This window comes from Carnobacterium sp. (genome assembly GCF_040274425.1).
In genome coordinates, this window is the sequence record NZ_JBEMBC010000004.1 from 56,183 (window position 1) to 69,831 (window position 13,649).

A 13,649-nucleotide genomic window follows, 5' to 3' on the forward strand; every position below is an offset into this window, starting at 1 on the left:
TAAAGGAAACTCATTTTATAAAAGCCTTTGTTGCTTTTCTTTCACCGATAAGTGATGGATCTTGAGCATAATTTACAAAATGATAGATTTGCGTCATTTGACTCATTACGGCCTGAACCGAGTAGGTATCAAGGTATTCTAAACTTTTCAAACCAAAGTCCTCTCTCAGACTACTAGAGTGATAAAGTACGTCAACGTATCCAGCTAACCGTTTATCATCTTCTAAACTTACCAAGTAACCATTTTCACCATGATGAATCAAATCACGATTTCCTCTGCAGTCCGTAGCTATTATTGGAAGCCCAGTTCCCATTGCCTCTAATAGATTAACAGGCAAACCTTCTTGTGTTGAAGTAGAAATAACAATATCTGATATACTCATTAACTGATCAACATTTGTTCTATAACCTAGTAAAAACACATTATCTTCTAGATGCAGATCTCTAATTTGTTGAGCGTATTGTTCTCTTAATTCACCATCTCCAACCAACAACAACTTAGCCTGTGGTATTGTTTGAATGACGTTTTTCATCATAGAGATAGCCAGATTTTGATTTTTTCTTTTACTGAGTTCTCCAACGTAGATCAAGAGAAATTCATCTCTGTTATATCCTAATAAACTTCTTCTTAGATCTTTTAATTCTGAATCGATCGGCTTAAATTTATTTTTATTGATTCCTACTCCACTAATTTTTTCGATTCTCTTCGCCTTAAATTGTTTAGTAAGAGCTGTACGATAGTCTTCTTCATTAATGGTGATTAGACAATCCGTATATCTAGACAGCCATTTTTCTACTGTATAGTACATCAACCAATTTTTCTTTGGCGCACCTTTGAAAAAATGAAACCCATGTGCAGTATACACAACTTTAGTCTGACGTTTTCGAGCTTCTCTAGCTGCAAGTCTGGATAAAACGCCTCCGATTGGTGAATGACAATGAATAAACGCATAATCTTCACGGTCGATAATTTGCTTGATTTCCTTATATGCAGTGTAATTTATAGCTTTAAATGGATTTCGGTTAATGGCTACATCGAACACGGTTACTCTTTGTTGTTCTAGTTGCTTACTAAATCGATGATTTCGTTCATTCGCTGATATATCTTCATCTTTAAAATTTGCTAAAACATGGACTTCATACCCCTCATCCTGAAGCAAATTTATATTTGGCACATTAAAGCCTTCAATCATTGGAGCAATTGATGCTAAAATTAATACTTTATCCATAATCGTACCCTCCAAAGCTGTTATTTATACAACTCGATTAATGGTTAGTCAACCAATAGTGGATTCACTTGAACTTTTTTCCATAAAAGCTGAACTTGGGTTTCTGGAGCAAGAATTTTTTTCATTTCCTCGATAACCCTGACTTGCTCTTCTTCAGTCATATTTGAACCTGAGGGAATGCATATTCCCATCTTGAAGAGCAATTCTGACACAGCTGTTGTTCTTTCATTATGTTTATAAAATTTAGTGTATTTGAATAGTGGTTGCATATGAAGGGGTTTCCATAATAAACGTGTCTCGATATTTGCTTGATTCATTTTATCCATGAATTCAAAAGGGGTCACTTTTGTCATAAATGGATCAATAACTAGTGTGGTCAACCAACGATTGGATTTTGATTGCTCGATTTCAGGCATAAAATGAATTTCTTCAATTGAATTTAATTCTCGATAGTAATTCTGAAATGTTTCTCTTCTTTTTTCAACTCGCTCATCCAACACTTCTAGTTGAGCCCTTCCAATTCCTGCAAGAACATTGCTCATCCGATAATTGTAACCAACAAGTGAATGTTGGTAATACGGTGCGGCATCTTTTGCTTGAGTAGCTAAGAAAAAAGCTTTATCCAACAATTCTTCATCATCACTCACTAATGCTCCGCCACCAGAAGTTGTGATAATTTTATTTCCATTAAAGGAATAGATACCAATTTTTCCAAATGTCCCACTTTTTTTATTTTTGTATTCTGCTCCTAAAGATTCCGCAGCATCTTCAATAATTGGAACACCGAAAAGATTTGAAATGGATAATAATGCATCCATATCTGCACTTTGTCCGTAAAGATTCACCACAATGATCGCTTTTGGTAGTCGGGTTTCTAGACTGGCATCAAATAATGCTCGTTCTAAGGCTTGTGGGGACATATTCCAACTGTTAGGCTCAGAGTCTATAAATGTTAATTCGGCTCCTAAATACAGTGCTGGATTAGCGCTTGCAATAAATGTAAAGCTCGAACAAAATACACTGTCTCCTTTTTCTACACCTAGACATGCTAGAGCTAAATGGATAGCAGCCGTACCTGAACTTGCCAATGAAGCACCTTTACTATTTGTATATTGAGCCAATTCTTTTTCAAAATTAGTGACATTCGAGCCTAAGGGAGCAATCCAATTTGAATCAAACGCCTCTTGAATGTATTTTTGTTCATTTCCTGACATATGTGGTGAAGACAATAAAATTCGCTCACTGTTTACCATAGACTTCCCTTCTTTCTCTATCGCTTATTCCCATCAGATTTCGTTTGAAACAGCGATGACTAGTTTTTAATTTATTGCATTTCAGATTTTCTGTTTTGTACTATTGGAATGGAGTCAAAAGAAACTGCCTTAGTAAATAATGGAGTGACATTGTTCGTAACTTTCTCATATTCCCATTGTCTTTTGCGATATTCATCAAATGCAACGATGTAATCGACTTCTTTTTCAACGATATCCGCTTTCATTAAAACTTTTTGGATCGTCATTATCGTTATTTTTATATCGAATAATACTGAACATTTTTCAACATATTCCACATCCAGTGCAAATCGTTCTTCCCAGCTTAAGTGATTGCGTCCATTTACTTGTGCCCATCCGCTAATACCTGGTTTCACATTGTGGCGACGTAATTCTTTCTTGTTGTAACAAGGCAAGTACTCAACTAGTAAAGGTCTAGGACCAATGAAACTCATATCTCCTTTTAATATATTAATCATTTGTGGTAATTCATCTAGACTTAACTTACGAATAACTTGACCAACCTTTAACATACGATCATCGTAAGACATTGCTTTCTCATTGATTATCGTTGGGTTTCTCATGCTTCGTAATTTATACATATTAAATATTTTATTGTCTTTTCCAACACGTTCTTGAATAAAAAAGATAGGACCAGTAGGATCTTCAATTTTTATTAAAATTCCTACAATCAATAAGACTGGTAAAACTATTAGGAATAACATAGCGGCAAAAATCCATTCAATCATTGATTTAATAGGATAATACTTTGTCATAATGTTCTCTCCTTTATCTTTTTACTTTTCTGTTAACTATATATCAGTAAGAGAGGCTTTAGAATTGAATATCTAGAGTAGGTTTATTAAATGTGAGGGGTAACTAATGTGGGGAATTTAGAGGTTTAGTTTAAGGGGAAAATAAGGGAGAGAGGGGCAATTCAAAAATTAGTAACTTAATATTAAATAGAGATTTTTTTATAATGAGATTGAAACAATTGAAGAGGAAATTTGAGGGTTGTTGATTATCGTAGCAGATTTAAACCGCTTAAAAGCAGACAGTTGATATCCGCTAAATTGGTAGTGCTGATGATAGTACATACGACTAGCTTTAGTTCCTTTATCTACAACTAATAGCACTTTTTTATCTTTTGCTAACGCCATAATGAATCTTTGTATCTGTGTTCCAATCCCTTTATTTTGAAAATTCGGCGCTACTTCAAAGTGATCGATTTCAACGTATTCAGAAGATAAAATAATATTGGCTGTTCCTACAACTTGTCCATCTAAATAGGCATTGATTTGCTGGACCTTTGGTGAAATAAAACGATCTACATAAAAATCTTGCTTTTTGTGAGCGTATGCCGCTCCATTTTTTAAATTTAGTTGATACATAAAATCTAAATACTCTTTTAATTGCTTATTATCTTTTACTAAATCTACCCTAATTTCTTCATTTTGATGAGTAAAATAAAAATCCTTTGAGTCAATAACCAGCAATTCTTCAGCAGCAATCGTATAGTTTTCTTTTGTGAGATATTCTTCTACCTCCTTAGAAAAAGGTTCATTTTCTGCTGCATATAGATGAATAAAGTCTTGTTGCATTTTTTTTTGGAAATTCATCAGTTTTTTTTCAGCTAAACGAAATTCTTCCAGTGTAGGATTTCGTTTAAATTTTAATATATTACAAGAATATAAAAAGGGCAGTTTTTCATTTTGATAATGGTGATAAAAATCTGTTTCTTCTATCCATGTATACTCGTGATATGTTTCGCTGAACGATATCATTCTCATCACTCCTTTTGAAATAACCTGCTAGAACGTTACGTATATTCTATTTTAAGTTCGATACTTTGGAAAAAAAGAAGTTTCCTTATCAAAATTACCAAAGGTTTTGCGCATTTGAACTAACTTTTCATAAATAATTGGATCATGTATTTTTTTACCCACATAAAATGGATGATCGCCACTTCTAGCATAGCCTTTTTTATGCAGGTATATTCCGTCGTCACCTTTATGACCTCCACCTAAAATATATTTCTTTAACCCTTTCTCTTTTAGCCACTGTATAGTCGTCAACTCTACTAAAGCTTCTGGATGGTAACAGTAGTATTCCTCAAGTGTTCCAGCTAAAAAACCAAAGGATCGTTCTTTACCCATTAATACCAATGCTGTCGAAATGACTTTATCCTCCATTAAGGCATGGAGATAAATAAATTGACCTTTCATTGTTTCGTGGATTTGTTCAAAAAATGACTTATCAAAGTAATAATAGTTTTCTGCACCGGTACGTTTCATTGTTGAATAATAGACAGTTAAAAAGTCATCAATATACTCCCCAGTTTCATCCAAAACAATTTGTATTCCACTATTTTTAGCCTTTTCTGCATTGCGCAAAATAGTCTTACGAACATCTTTATTTACTGGTAATTTTAAATCCCTAACGATGTTGTTTCCAACCAATGATACATCCCCGTAAAAAGACTCCCGTACTTGTGTGTTTTCGAATAGATCGAAGCGTATAAATTCTGTTATAATGTTATTTTTTTGACAATAATTTGAAAAGGCTTCAAAATAACCTGCTAATAATTTTTTTTCATCTGTAGTTTCTTGAATAACTGGTCCGCCATAACCATATGGAGTCACAATATCAAAAAAATCTTTATTTTCTAAATTAAACGGGACTTTTCTTTTAATAAACATGTTCTTTACTTTTCCATGTTCATTTTCGAAGTTGAAAATGATTAACTCTCCTTCTTCAATCGACTCATATAACTTTCCATAAGGTTCGGTAAAATTAATTTCCATTTAGCATTTCTCCTTCACGTTTTAATAAAAAATTTATAAAAAGGCAACCTAAATAAACCTACGATACATTATTTTTTTCTAAAATACCTTCTGGCTTGCGGTAAAAAAAGTAAACGGGGTAGTTCAAAATTATGGAGTATTTATTGTGTCATGTGGGGTGGAAAAGAGTAAATTAAATAAGGGCGTGGATGAACTTCTTGAAACGAATCTAAAAACATAAAGTGTATGAGCGGTCAGGATGACCTAGGATAAAACTGAGGGGTACTGCGTTAAAGAGGTTAAAAATAAGTATTCAATGGTAGCAAAAGTTTTGGGGAATTTGCTATCGCTTTGATACACAGAGTATAACAAGTACTATTTAAAAGAGCTAACATTTTATAATTAAAATCTAATTATTGACCTCGACTTGTGACGAAAATATGTACAGCCCTATTTCAAACGCCTGAAGGTAGGCATTTAGAGCTGCACATATTTAGTATGAATAATAAAATAATAGTTAACTATGCGTAATTTCTACACAATTCTGCACATTCTAAACAAACTTTTGCGCATCTTTGACAGTGATCGTGTTCATGTTTTTCACATTCTTTTCCGCAAGCTTGACAGATAGTCGCGCACAAAGCAATTAAATCAGTAGACAAGGCACTTTCACGGGTTATTGCTGTTGAAGCAAATGCGCAAATATCTGCACATTCTCTGTCTAATCGAATACAATCTGCCATCATTTGAACATGATCTTCCTTTAGACAAGCATCAAAACATTCATTACAAACACGTTGACATTCAAACATTTTTTCCGAAATTTTTACTAATTGTTCTTGCATATTATCCCTCCTATTATTTTTTTACACTTTTAGTATAAGTCTTTTAGAAAACCCTATCAAATGAAACGGTTACTAACTCAAAAGAAAGGATGAAACAAAGGTTTCCCTTTGTTTCATCCTTTTTCAGTAAAATTATTTTTCTAATAAATCCATAGCAGTAGCGGAGTCTGTTACAATCACATCTATTAGATTACCTTTAATCGACGCATAGATACTGTCAACTTTTTCTTTACCTTCTGCAACAGCAATCACAAGTGGAATCTTTTTAATACTTTCTAAATCAATTGAAATAACTCTTTTATTCCACTCACAATCAACAAGTCTTCCATTCTTATCAATAAAATTGTAACAAATATCTCCTACGATTTCAGGATGTTTTAATTCATCTTCAGGGTTCATTTGTCCCATATAAGCATTTGTCATTGTACTATAAACCGGCTTTCCTCCTATACCAACTACTGCAATATCTGCTGTTTTAGCTTTATTTAGAACTTTTTTTACGGAAGATTGATCCATCATAATTTTTTTAGCTTCTTCAGAATCCATGGTTACAGGGGCGTGCAGTTCTAATTTTTTTGCTTCTAGCTTTTGTGCAAAAAGATCACATAAAACATTTGATTGAATATCTGTCTGTTTGTTTCCTAGTCCTCCAGTAATAGAAACAAACAAAGCATCTTTATGTTTTACGGTTGAAGGAATGGAAGAAATCATGGAATAAATAGTGGTGCCAGGAGCAACTGCTACAGTAGCTTTATTTTCCATTTTTCTCAGCAAAAATTTAACAGCTGCATTAGCCACTCTCTTTTTTTGTACCTGTTTGTCGTCTTGAGAAGGAACCACTATAGCGTTAGTCAGATCGAATTTTACTTTTAATTTTTTTTCGAGATTTCTATGCGGATGAAGGAAATCATCATGAATGATAATTTCCACAATACCCGTTTCTCGAGCCCTAGTTAAATATTTTGAAACGAGCGAGCGACTAATATTAAAAGCTTCTGCAACTTCTGATTGCTTTGCTCCTTCTTCATAATACATATGTGCAATTTCCACCAGAAGACTTAAATCCTTATTATTATTCATCTCTGCTCTCCTTTTAAACTACATAGGATTCGTTACGCTATAAATTCTATACTATCGCCTTCTTTTAGTATTGGTTTAACTTTAGGAGATAGAAATGCTGAACCTGGTAATACTTCAGATTCTTCATCGTAGTCAAAATACAAAGATATATGGCCTAAATCGTAAAACGTTTCATTAGCAACATGTCCAATTTTTTCAATCGTGTATTCATTTCCATTAAAAATCATCTTACTTCCTTCTTTTAAGAAGTCTTTTGGAGGCGCTTCTTCGAATTCATGTATGATACAAACTTCTCTTAATCCCATTGGTGCAGTATCATTAAATAGAATAATGACTGGCTCGTCATCAAATGTTGAGAGTTCTCCAATTTCAATTACCTTTGATTTAACCATAAGTGCCTCCTTAGCTTTAGAAAAATAATTTTTAAACATTACGTTCATACCTCTCCTTCTTTATCGGATACTTTCTATAAAACGATTCTTTTATCCTTAAATTTCAATTTGACTATTACTTTTTAGCAAATGTTTCATTTTGTAATTGCCTTAACTTCCATACTGTAGTAGTGGTATCCAGTTCAACATCGTCTTCCGTAACAAATGCTCCATTTTTTATATCTTTTCTTGCGATAACATTTCCTGTGAATAATCCAATTGGAATATGTCTATTAATTGCCATGTCTGCATGAGTTTCAAGCACTCCACGGACACAATAACCCCCTATGCCATCGACTTTTTCTCCTGATTTAATATCCTTTTTAGCCACAGCAACTGTCTCAGAAATCGGAGCTCCTAATGGAACAATCGCATGATCTTGATTTAGCACAGCTTTAGCGATCGTCAAAGGTGTTTCTAAACTTGCTAAATGATAAGGTCTGGATAAAATATGATGATCATTTTCTTTCTTCATCATGTAATTCAATTCATCTGCCACACCCTCGTTTTGCCCTTTTACAATGACAAAGACACCCGGTGCAATACCATCTACATACTCTACGACGCCATAATTAGTTAAAATGCCGCCCTCTTCTTTTGTTCTTAATTTTTCAACTGTACCATCTAAATCCGCTGCAATACCATGCATTCCAACAGTGTCAGGTAAAAACCCAATCGCATTTGATAGTAAATTCATTTCCGCCATAGTTTTAGTTCCATCAGCAAATGACGTCAACATATGTGGAGACATTCCACGATTAGTGGCTTCTTGTTTAACAGAATCAGGATTAGCCTCTGGACGCAGCTTATTATTTTTCCCTTTTCCAGCAACAAGAACTTCCATGCCCATAGATTTAGCAAATTCATATAAATCAGTTGTAACAGCAGGCTCATCTCCATCTGATCCGGTATAGACTAACCCAGCAGATTGATATAAAGAATGCATTAAAGAGCCTATCGTGATGTCAACTTCTACATTCAGTAAGACCAAATGTTTTTTAGCAATCAAAGTTTCTAAAGCAATTTTAGCGCCGATTTCTGTTGATCCAGTTGCATCAACAATCACTTCTACTTGAGGAGAATGAATGACTTCTTTAAAATCAGTTGAAACTAAAATTTCTTCTTTTACACCAGCAGAAGCATTGTATGCATCTGCTGCTCGTTTCCCAGATTCGGGATAAATATCGCTGATTCCTTTAACTGCCATTCCAGGAATTGTTGCAATTTGCGCAATCATACCTGATCCCATTTGACCCGCTCCAATAACCCCTACTTTAATGCGATTGCCTTCTTTTTCTCGTTCTTGCAACTGTCCGTATAATGTCATTTTAAACCCTCTCTTTTCTTTTTTTATTTTTGACACTACTGCTTCAACTTATTCATCCGTTTGGAACATATGTCAAAGACAGTAACTTAATTTACAAATCTAATGTTAACCGTTTTCGGAAGCGCTGTCAATTTCTTTAAAACTACCTATTTCTGCTTTATTTTATCATTTTTAATAGATAAATGGTTTATTCACATGAATGCACCCTTTAACTAATAGTAGATATATTACATAGCCTAGATAAATTCCAAAAGTTTGTTTTTAAGTTCACATTAATAACATATGTGAAACTTATTCGCATATGTCACAACACGTTTGACTTTATCATGTAAGCGTTTTATTATTACGGTAAGGTTAAAAAATAATTAAGGAAGGAGCATGATTTAAGTGCAATATTCTGGATTGATATTTTTACTAGTCAGCTTTTGGTTAATGCAATTCTATTTATCTATCAGACAAACAAAGGATTACAATCGTGTAATTGGAGAAATGAAACAGTATGAGACCGGTCATCTAGGAGTTGGCATTGCCCGAACTAAATTCAATGTTGGACCAGGAACCGTTATGATCGTCGTAACAAATGTAGAAGGAACCATCATTGACCTTCGTGAAATGTCTGGAATCAGCGTCTTTGCACGTTTTAAAGCAAATAAAAAAATAATTGGTCAATCTATCAACTCTTTATCTCTTGCATCTTTTAGAAAGACACAAAAAAGAGCTTTATCAGAAGCACTGACATTCATTAACTCAGAAAGGAGAAAAGGAAATTTGCAAGAACTGACTCTTCTATAAAAATAGATAATATAAGGAGGAAATAAAAATGGATTTTTTAGTTAAACTTGCTGAAGGGTTCTCTGGTATCTTTAATGCTGGAGGTCAAAACCTTATGGGATTGATTACTGGTATACTACCTGCTTTAATCGTTTTGCTAACTTTTGTAAATGCACTAGTGGCTATTATTGGTGAAGAAAGAGTAACTAATTTTGCCCAAAAAACCACTAAAAGTTTTATCTTACGCTACACTCTTTTCCCCCTGTTAGCTGTTTTCTTCTTAACAAATCCAATGTGTTATTCATTCGGACGTTTTTTACCTGAAAAACAAAAACCTGCTTTTTATGATTCAGCCGTTTCTTTTGTTCACCCGATTACTGGGCTATTCCCTCATGCTAATGCTGGTGAATTATTTGTTTGGACAGGAATTTCTTCTGGACTGACAACATTAGGTCTTTCCATTACACCACTAGCTGTTCGCTACTTTTTAGTTGGTCTTGTAGTGATTTTATTAAGAGGAATTGTTACGGAACTTATTACAAAAGCTATGTGGAAAGAAGATCGAGTAACTTCATCAGCTAAAGCTTAAATATGAATGGGAGGGTTTATCAATGAGTCAATCCGTTAAAGCAGTTAAAGGACCAAATGGTTGGGGAGGACCCCTGATTTTAAAAGAAACAGAATCAAAAAAAATTGTTGCTTCCATAACTGGAGGAGGTATTCATCCTGTCGCACAAAAAATAGCTGATGAATTGGGCGTACAAGCCAAAGATGGCTTTAAAGAAAAAGTTGCGCCTGAAGAGATGATTTGTGCAGTAGTCGATTGTGGAGGAACAGCACGTGCTGGTGTCTATCCAAAACTAGGTGTTATGACTTTAAACCTTCATGCTACTACACCTTCAGGCCCACTAGCAAAATATATTGTTGAAGATATCTATGTATCTGGAGTTACTGTCAAACAAATTTCATCAGAAGATTCTACTAATACATCTACAGATACAATTGAAACTATGCGCATTCCAGACAACGAAGATGAGAAAAAAGTTTCTTCCGTCCATGATCATTCCGAACCTTCTAAAGGAAACATAGTTACACGTTTAGGTCGTGGAATCGGTGGTGTAGTTGGTATTTTCTATCAAGCTGGACGCGACACAATTGATATGGTAATAAAAAACATTCTTCCTTTTATGGCGTTTGTTAGTATGCTGGTTGGTTTGATCACTTATACAGGAATTGGTGATTTAATTGCAACAGCTGTTAAACCACTTGCTGGAAATATCGTTGGAATGATTATCTTAGCACTTATTTGTTCCATTCCGATTCTTTCTCCAGTATTAGGTCCAGGTGCAGTAATTGCTCAAGTGGTTGGAGTATTATTAGGGGTCGAAATTGGCAATGGAAATATTGCCCCAGCTTTAGCCTTACCTGCTCTCTTTGCAATTAATGCTCAAGCCGGTGCAGACTTTGTACCCGTTGGTTTAACTCTTGCTGATGCTGAGCCGTATACAGTTGAAGTAGGTGTTCCTGCAGTTCTCTTTTCAAGAATGATTACAGGACCCACAGCAGTGTTACTTGCATGGCTAGCTAGTTTTGGTCTTTATTAAACAAGTAGTACATTAAAAGCTTATTAACGATATTCTTTAGGAACTTTCCCCTTAATAATGAAGGGTTCCTATAATGAATTTTTCGTTAATAAGCTTTTTTTATTCTATTATATTTTCTTCAAATCTTACCGTTAATAAGTTCTTCCACCATCTGATAAAATAATTTGTCCATGAATATATGAGCTTTCAGAGCTAGCTAAAAATACGGCTAAATTAGCTATATCTTCTGGATCTCCAATACGACCTATTGGTATTTTTTTTATTAATTCTTCTCTGCTTTCAGAAGTTGGATACAGCTGATTTAACATATCCGTTTGAATCACTCTAGGTGCAATTGCATTAACGTTTACTCCATTTTGCCCAAATTCTTTAGCTAAATTACGCATCAAACCATGTTGACCAGCTTTTGAAGTTGCATAATGTGCTCCTCCGCCAGTACCTGTGATAGCAGAACCTGAAGAAATAAAAATAATCTTCCCTTCATCGATCGATGTCTTTTTAGAAAAATCTTCATAAAATGCTTTTACAGTATAAAAAGAACCGCTTAGATTGATTTTGATAACTCTATCCCATTCTTCCACACTAATATCATTCAGAGAATGTAAGTAGCTTATGCCTGCATTAACGATTAATACATCTATTTCTCCCCATTTTTCGAAAATTCTTTTTCTTGCTTCTTTTAAAGAATGGTAATCCGATACATCTGTTTGAATAAAAAAAACATTACCATCAGCTTCTTTCATTGTTTTTTCCGTTGCTTCACCTGCTTTTTTATCAAAATCTAACAAAGCTACATAAGCGCCTTTTTCTATGAATTTCTCAGCAATACTTTTCCCGATTCCTTTTGCTGAACCAGTAATGGCGACAATTTTTTGTTTCATTTCCTACATCCTCTCTTATATTTTTAGTAAATAAACCTAGTAAAAAGAGCTCAAGTTACAGGAGCTCTTAGAATTTTAATTTATAAAGAATGCAGTTCCTTTACTAACTTGCTTCTATTTGTTGCATCAATAAAATAGGAACCAACGACTAACACATCCACTCCATTTTCAATGCAAAGTGCTGCTGTGTCTTTATTTATCCCACCATCAACTTCAATCAGAAAGTCATAACCGTTTTCTTTTCTCCATTGAGCTAGTTTTTTTATGTTTTTTAATGTAGATTCAATAAATTTTTGCCCCCCAAAACCTGGCTTAACCGTCATTTGTAAAACCAAACTAACATCCGCTAAAAATTCTTTGATTTTTTCTGCGGGGGTATCAGGGTTAATAACAATACCTGCTTTACATCCATGTTCTTTGATCAACTTTATGACCTTTTCTAAATCATCACAAGCTTCATAATGAACTGAAATGATTGTTGCACCAGATTTAGCATATTGAGAAATGGTTTGTTCTGGGGTTTCTATCATTAAATGGATATCTAGAGGTAATCGGGTTTGTTTATTCATTTGTGCGACCATCTCTGGTCCAAATGTTAAGTTAGGTACAAAATGTCCATCCATCACATCCAGATGTAAGTAATCTACTCCAGCTTCTTCGATAGAATTTAATTCCGCTCCTAATTTCATATAATCAGCAGAGAGGATTGAAGTGGCAATTAATGTCATTTTTCACATTCCTTTCAATAAGCTTGATGACTTTCAATTTGTTGACGAAGGTTGCTTATACGTGTGCTATAGCTTTCATTATCGTTTTTATGAAACAAAGCAGATGTTCCTAATACAAAAATATCAGGTTGAGAATGATTCATCCAATTTATCGTCTCCGATTTAATATTGCCATCAACTTCTATTAAAGGTTTATGCTCTCGTCCCAAAAGTAATTCATTTAAATCTTCAATTTTTTTAAGTACACTTTTATTAAACTTTTGGCCTGAAAATCCTGGATTTACCGTCATCATTAAAACCATTTCGACATCATCTAAAAATGGAGTAATTATAGAAATCGGAGTTTCAGGATTTAATGCGATAGAAGGCTTTATTCCATAACTTTTAATTTTTGCAATAACTTCTTTAACATTCTTTGCTTCTTCAATATGAAAAGATATATATTCAGGTTTAATAGGAGCAAACATTTCTATATATTTAATGGGATCGATCGTAGCTAAATGAATATCGATTGGTATAGTGGTAGCTTTTTTTACAGCTGCTATCCACTCAGGACCTAATGCCAAATTATTTACATAAATTCCGTCCATAACATCTAAGTGCAACAGATCGCAATTTGCTTCTTCTAATTTAGCCAATTCATCGCTAATGCGCAATGGATCTCCGCACATAAGAGAGGCAGCCATATAAGTCATTTCCA

15 protein-coding genes are annotated in these 13,649 nt (G+C 34.1%); 3 read left to right on the forward strand and 12 right to left on the reverse strand.

Going from position 1 to position 13,649, the window contains the following annotated elements:
* Positions 1–10: 10 nt before the first annotated feature.
* The 9 genes from ABS911_RS01550 to ABS911_RS01590 all read right to left on the reverse strand — a co-directional run bounded on the left by ABS911_RS01550 (position 11) and on the right by ABS911_RS01590 (position 8,965).
* Positions 11–1,228 (reverse strand): glycosyltransferase family 4 protein, encoded by a 1,218-nt coding sequence (locus tag ABS911_RS01550; RefSeq protein ID WP_350465971.1) that lies wholly within the window; start codon positions 1,226–1,228, stop codon positions 11–13.
* Between the two features lie 44 nt (positions 1,229–1,272).
* A complete protein-coding gene (locus tag ABS911_RS01555; protein WP_350465972.1) occupies positions 1,273–2,481 on the reverse strand; it encodes a DegT/DnrJ/EryC1/StrS family aminotransferase in 1,209 nt (402 codons plus the stop codon).
* 71 nt (positions 2,482–2,552) lie between these two features.
* Positions 2,553–3,275: a sugar transferase gene (locus ABS911_RS01560; protein WP_350465973.1), complete on the reverse strand. Its 723-nt coding sequence runs from the start codon at positions 3,273–3,275 to the stop codon at positions 2,553–2,555.
* Between the two features lie 198 nt (positions 3,276–3,473).
* A complete protein-coding gene (locus ABS911_RS01565) occupies positions 3,474–4,283 on the reverse strand; it encodes a GNAT family N-acetyltransferase (RefSeq protein WP_350465974.1) in 810 nt (269 codons plus the stop codon).
* A 51-nt stretch (positions 4,284–4,334) separates the two neighbouring features.
* Positions 4,335–5,303, reverse strand: coding sequence for a GNAT family N-acetyltransferase (locus ABS911_RS01570; protein ID WP_350465975.1), 969 nt, complete (start codon positions 5,301–5,303; stop codon positions 4,335–4,337).
* 500 nt (positions 5,304–5,803) lie between these two features.
* Positions 5,804–6,127 (reverse strand): four-helix bundle copper-binding protein, encoded by a 324-nt coding sequence (locus ABS911_RS01575; RefSeq protein WP_350465976.1) that lies wholly within the window; start codon positions 6,125–6,127, stop codon positions 5,804–5,806.
* 132 nt (positions 6,128–6,259) lie between these two features.
* A complete protein-coding gene (locus ABS911_RS01580; protein WP_350465977.1) occupies positions 6,260–7,207 on the reverse strand; it encodes a sugar-binding transcriptional regulator in 948 nt (315 codons plus the stop codon).
* A gap of 32 nt (positions 7,208–7,239) precedes the next feature.
* Positions 7,240–7,599, reverse strand: a complete 360-nt coding sequence (locus ABS911_RS01585; RefSeq protein ID WP_350465978.1) for a PTS glucitol/sorbitol transporter subunit IIA — start codon at positions 7,597–7,599, stop codon at positions 7,240–7,242.
* A gap of 115 nt (positions 7,600–7,714) precedes the next feature.
* The gene (locus ABS911_RS01590; RefSeq protein ID WP_350465979.1) at positions 7,715–8,965 is read right to left on the reverse strand and encodes an NAD(P)H-dependent oxidoreductase; all 1,251 of its coding nucleotides are present in this window, start codon (positions 8,963–8,965) and stop codon (positions 7,715–7,717) included.
* A 387-nt stretch (positions 8,966–9,352) separates the two neighbouring features.
* On the opposite strand from ABS911_RS01590, the gene ABS911_RS01595 reads away from it, so the two are divergent.
* The 3 genes from ABS911_RS01595 to srlE are packed head-to-tail and all read left to right on the forward strand — an operon-like array spanning position 9,353 to position 11,340.
* Positions 9,353–9,757, forward strand: a complete 405-nt coding sequence (locus ABS911_RS01595; RefSeq protein ID WP_350465980.1) for a transcriptional regulator GutM — start codon at positions 9,353–9,355, stop codon at positions 9,755–9,757.
* Positions 9,758–9,785: 28 nt separating this feature from the next.
* Positions 9,786–10,325 (forward strand): PTS glucitol/sorbitol transporter subunit IIC, encoded by a 540-nt coding sequence (gene srlA, locus ABS911_RS01600; RefSeq protein WP_350465981.1) that lies wholly within the window; start codon positions 9,786–9,788, stop codon positions 10,323–10,325.
* A 22-nt stretch (positions 10,326–10,347) separates the two neighbouring features.
* Positions 10,348–11,340, forward strand: coding sequence for a PTS glucitol/sorbitol transporter subunit IIB (gene srlE, locus ABS911_RS01605; RefSeq protein ID WP_350465982.1), 993 nt, complete (start codon positions 10,348–10,350; stop codon positions 11,338–11,340).
* A 131-nt stretch (positions 11,341–11,471) separates the two neighbouring features.
* Here srlE and ABS911_RS01610 read toward each other — a convergent pair whose 3' ends face one another.
* The 3 genes from ABS911_RS01610 to ABS911_RS01620 all read right to left on the reverse strand — a co-directional run bounded on the left by ABS911_RS01610 (position 11,472) and on the right by ABS911_RS01620 (position 13,644).
* On the reverse strand, positions 11,472–12,221 hold the full coding sequence (locus tag ABS911_RS01610) for an SDR family NAD(P)-dependent oxidoreductase (RefSeq protein WP_350465983.1): 750 nt from the start codon (positions 12,219–12,221) through the stop codon (positions 11,472–11,474).
* A gap of 80 nt (positions 12,222–12,301) precedes the next feature.
* The gene (rpe, locus tag ABS911_RS01615; RefSeq protein ID WP_350465984.1) at positions 12,302–12,949 is read right to left on the reverse strand and encodes a ribulose-phosphate 3-epimerase; all 648 of its coding nucleotides are present in this window, start codon (positions 12,947–12,949) and stop codon (positions 12,302–12,304) included.
* Between the two features lie 14 nt (positions 12,950–12,963).
* Positions 12,964–13,644: a ribulose-phosphate 3-epimerase gene (locus tag ABS911_RS01620; protein WP_350465985.1), complete on the reverse strand. Its 681-nt coding sequence runs from the start codon at positions 13,642–13,644 to the stop codon at positions 12,964–12,966.
* Positions 13,645–13,649 lie beyond the last annotated feature (5 nt).

What these genes read in the sequence shown, in the direction of transcription:
- ABS911_RS01550 (WP_350465971.1), bottom strand. Translation starts at nt 1,228, where the DNA reads ATGGATAAAGTATTAATTTTAGCATCAATTGCTCCAATGATTGAAGGC.
- ABS911_RS01555 (WP_350465972.1), bottom strand. Translation starts at nt 2,481, where the DNA reads ATGGTAAACAGTGAGCGAATTTTATTGTCTTCACCACATATGTCAGGA.
- ABS911_RS01560 (WP_350465973.1), bottom strand. Translation starts at nt 3,275, where the DNA reads ATGACAAAGTATTATCCTATTAAATCAATGATTGAATGGATTTTTGCC.
- ABS911_RS01565 (WP_350465974.1), bottom strand. Translation starts at nt 4,283, where the DNA reads ATGATATCGTTCAGCGAAACATATCACGAGTATACATGGATAGAAGAA.
- ABS911_RS01570 (WP_350465975.1), bottom strand. Translation starts at nt 5,303, where the DNA reads ATGGAAATTAATTTTACCGAACCTTATGGAAAGTTATATGAGTCGATT.
- ABS911_RS01575 (WP_350465976.1), bottom strand. Translation starts at nt 6,127, where the DNA reads ATGCAAGAACAATTAGTAAAAATTTCGGAAAAAATGTTTGAATGTCAA.
- ABS911_RS01580 (WP_350465977.1), bottom strand. Translation starts at nt 7,207, where the DNA reads ATGAATAATAATAAGGATTTAAGTCTTCTGGTGGAAATTGCACATATG.
- ABS911_RS01585 (WP_350465978.1), bottom strand. Translation starts at nt 7,599, where the DNA reads ATGGTTAAATCAAAGGTAATTGAAATTGGAGAACTCTCAACATTTGAT.
- ABS911_RS01590 (WP_350465979.1), bottom strand. Translation starts at nt 8,965, where the DNA reads ATGACATTATACGGACAGTTGCAAGAACGAGAAAAAGAAGGCAATCGC.
- srlA (WP_350465981.1), top strand. Translation starts at nt 9,786, where the DNA reads ATGGATTTTTTAGTTAAACTTGCTGAAGGGTTCTCTGGTATCTTTAAT.
- srlE (WP_350465982.1), top strand. Translation starts at nt 10,348, where the DNA reads ATGAGTCAATCCGTTAAAGCAGTTAAAGGACCAAATGGTTGGGGAGGA.
- ABS911_RS01610 (WP_350465983.1), bottom strand. Translation starts at nt 12,221, where the DNA reads ATGAAACAAAAAATTGTCGCCATTACTGGTTCAGCAAAAGGAATCGGG.
- rpe (WP_350465984.1), bottom strand. Translation starts at nt 12,949, where the DNA reads ATGACATTAATTGCCACTTCAATCCTCTCTGCTGATTATATGAAATTA.
- ABS911_RS01620 (WP_350465985.1), bottom strand. Translation starts at nt 13,644, where the DNA reads ATGACTTATATGGCTGCCTCTCTTATGTGCGGAGATCCATTGCGCATT.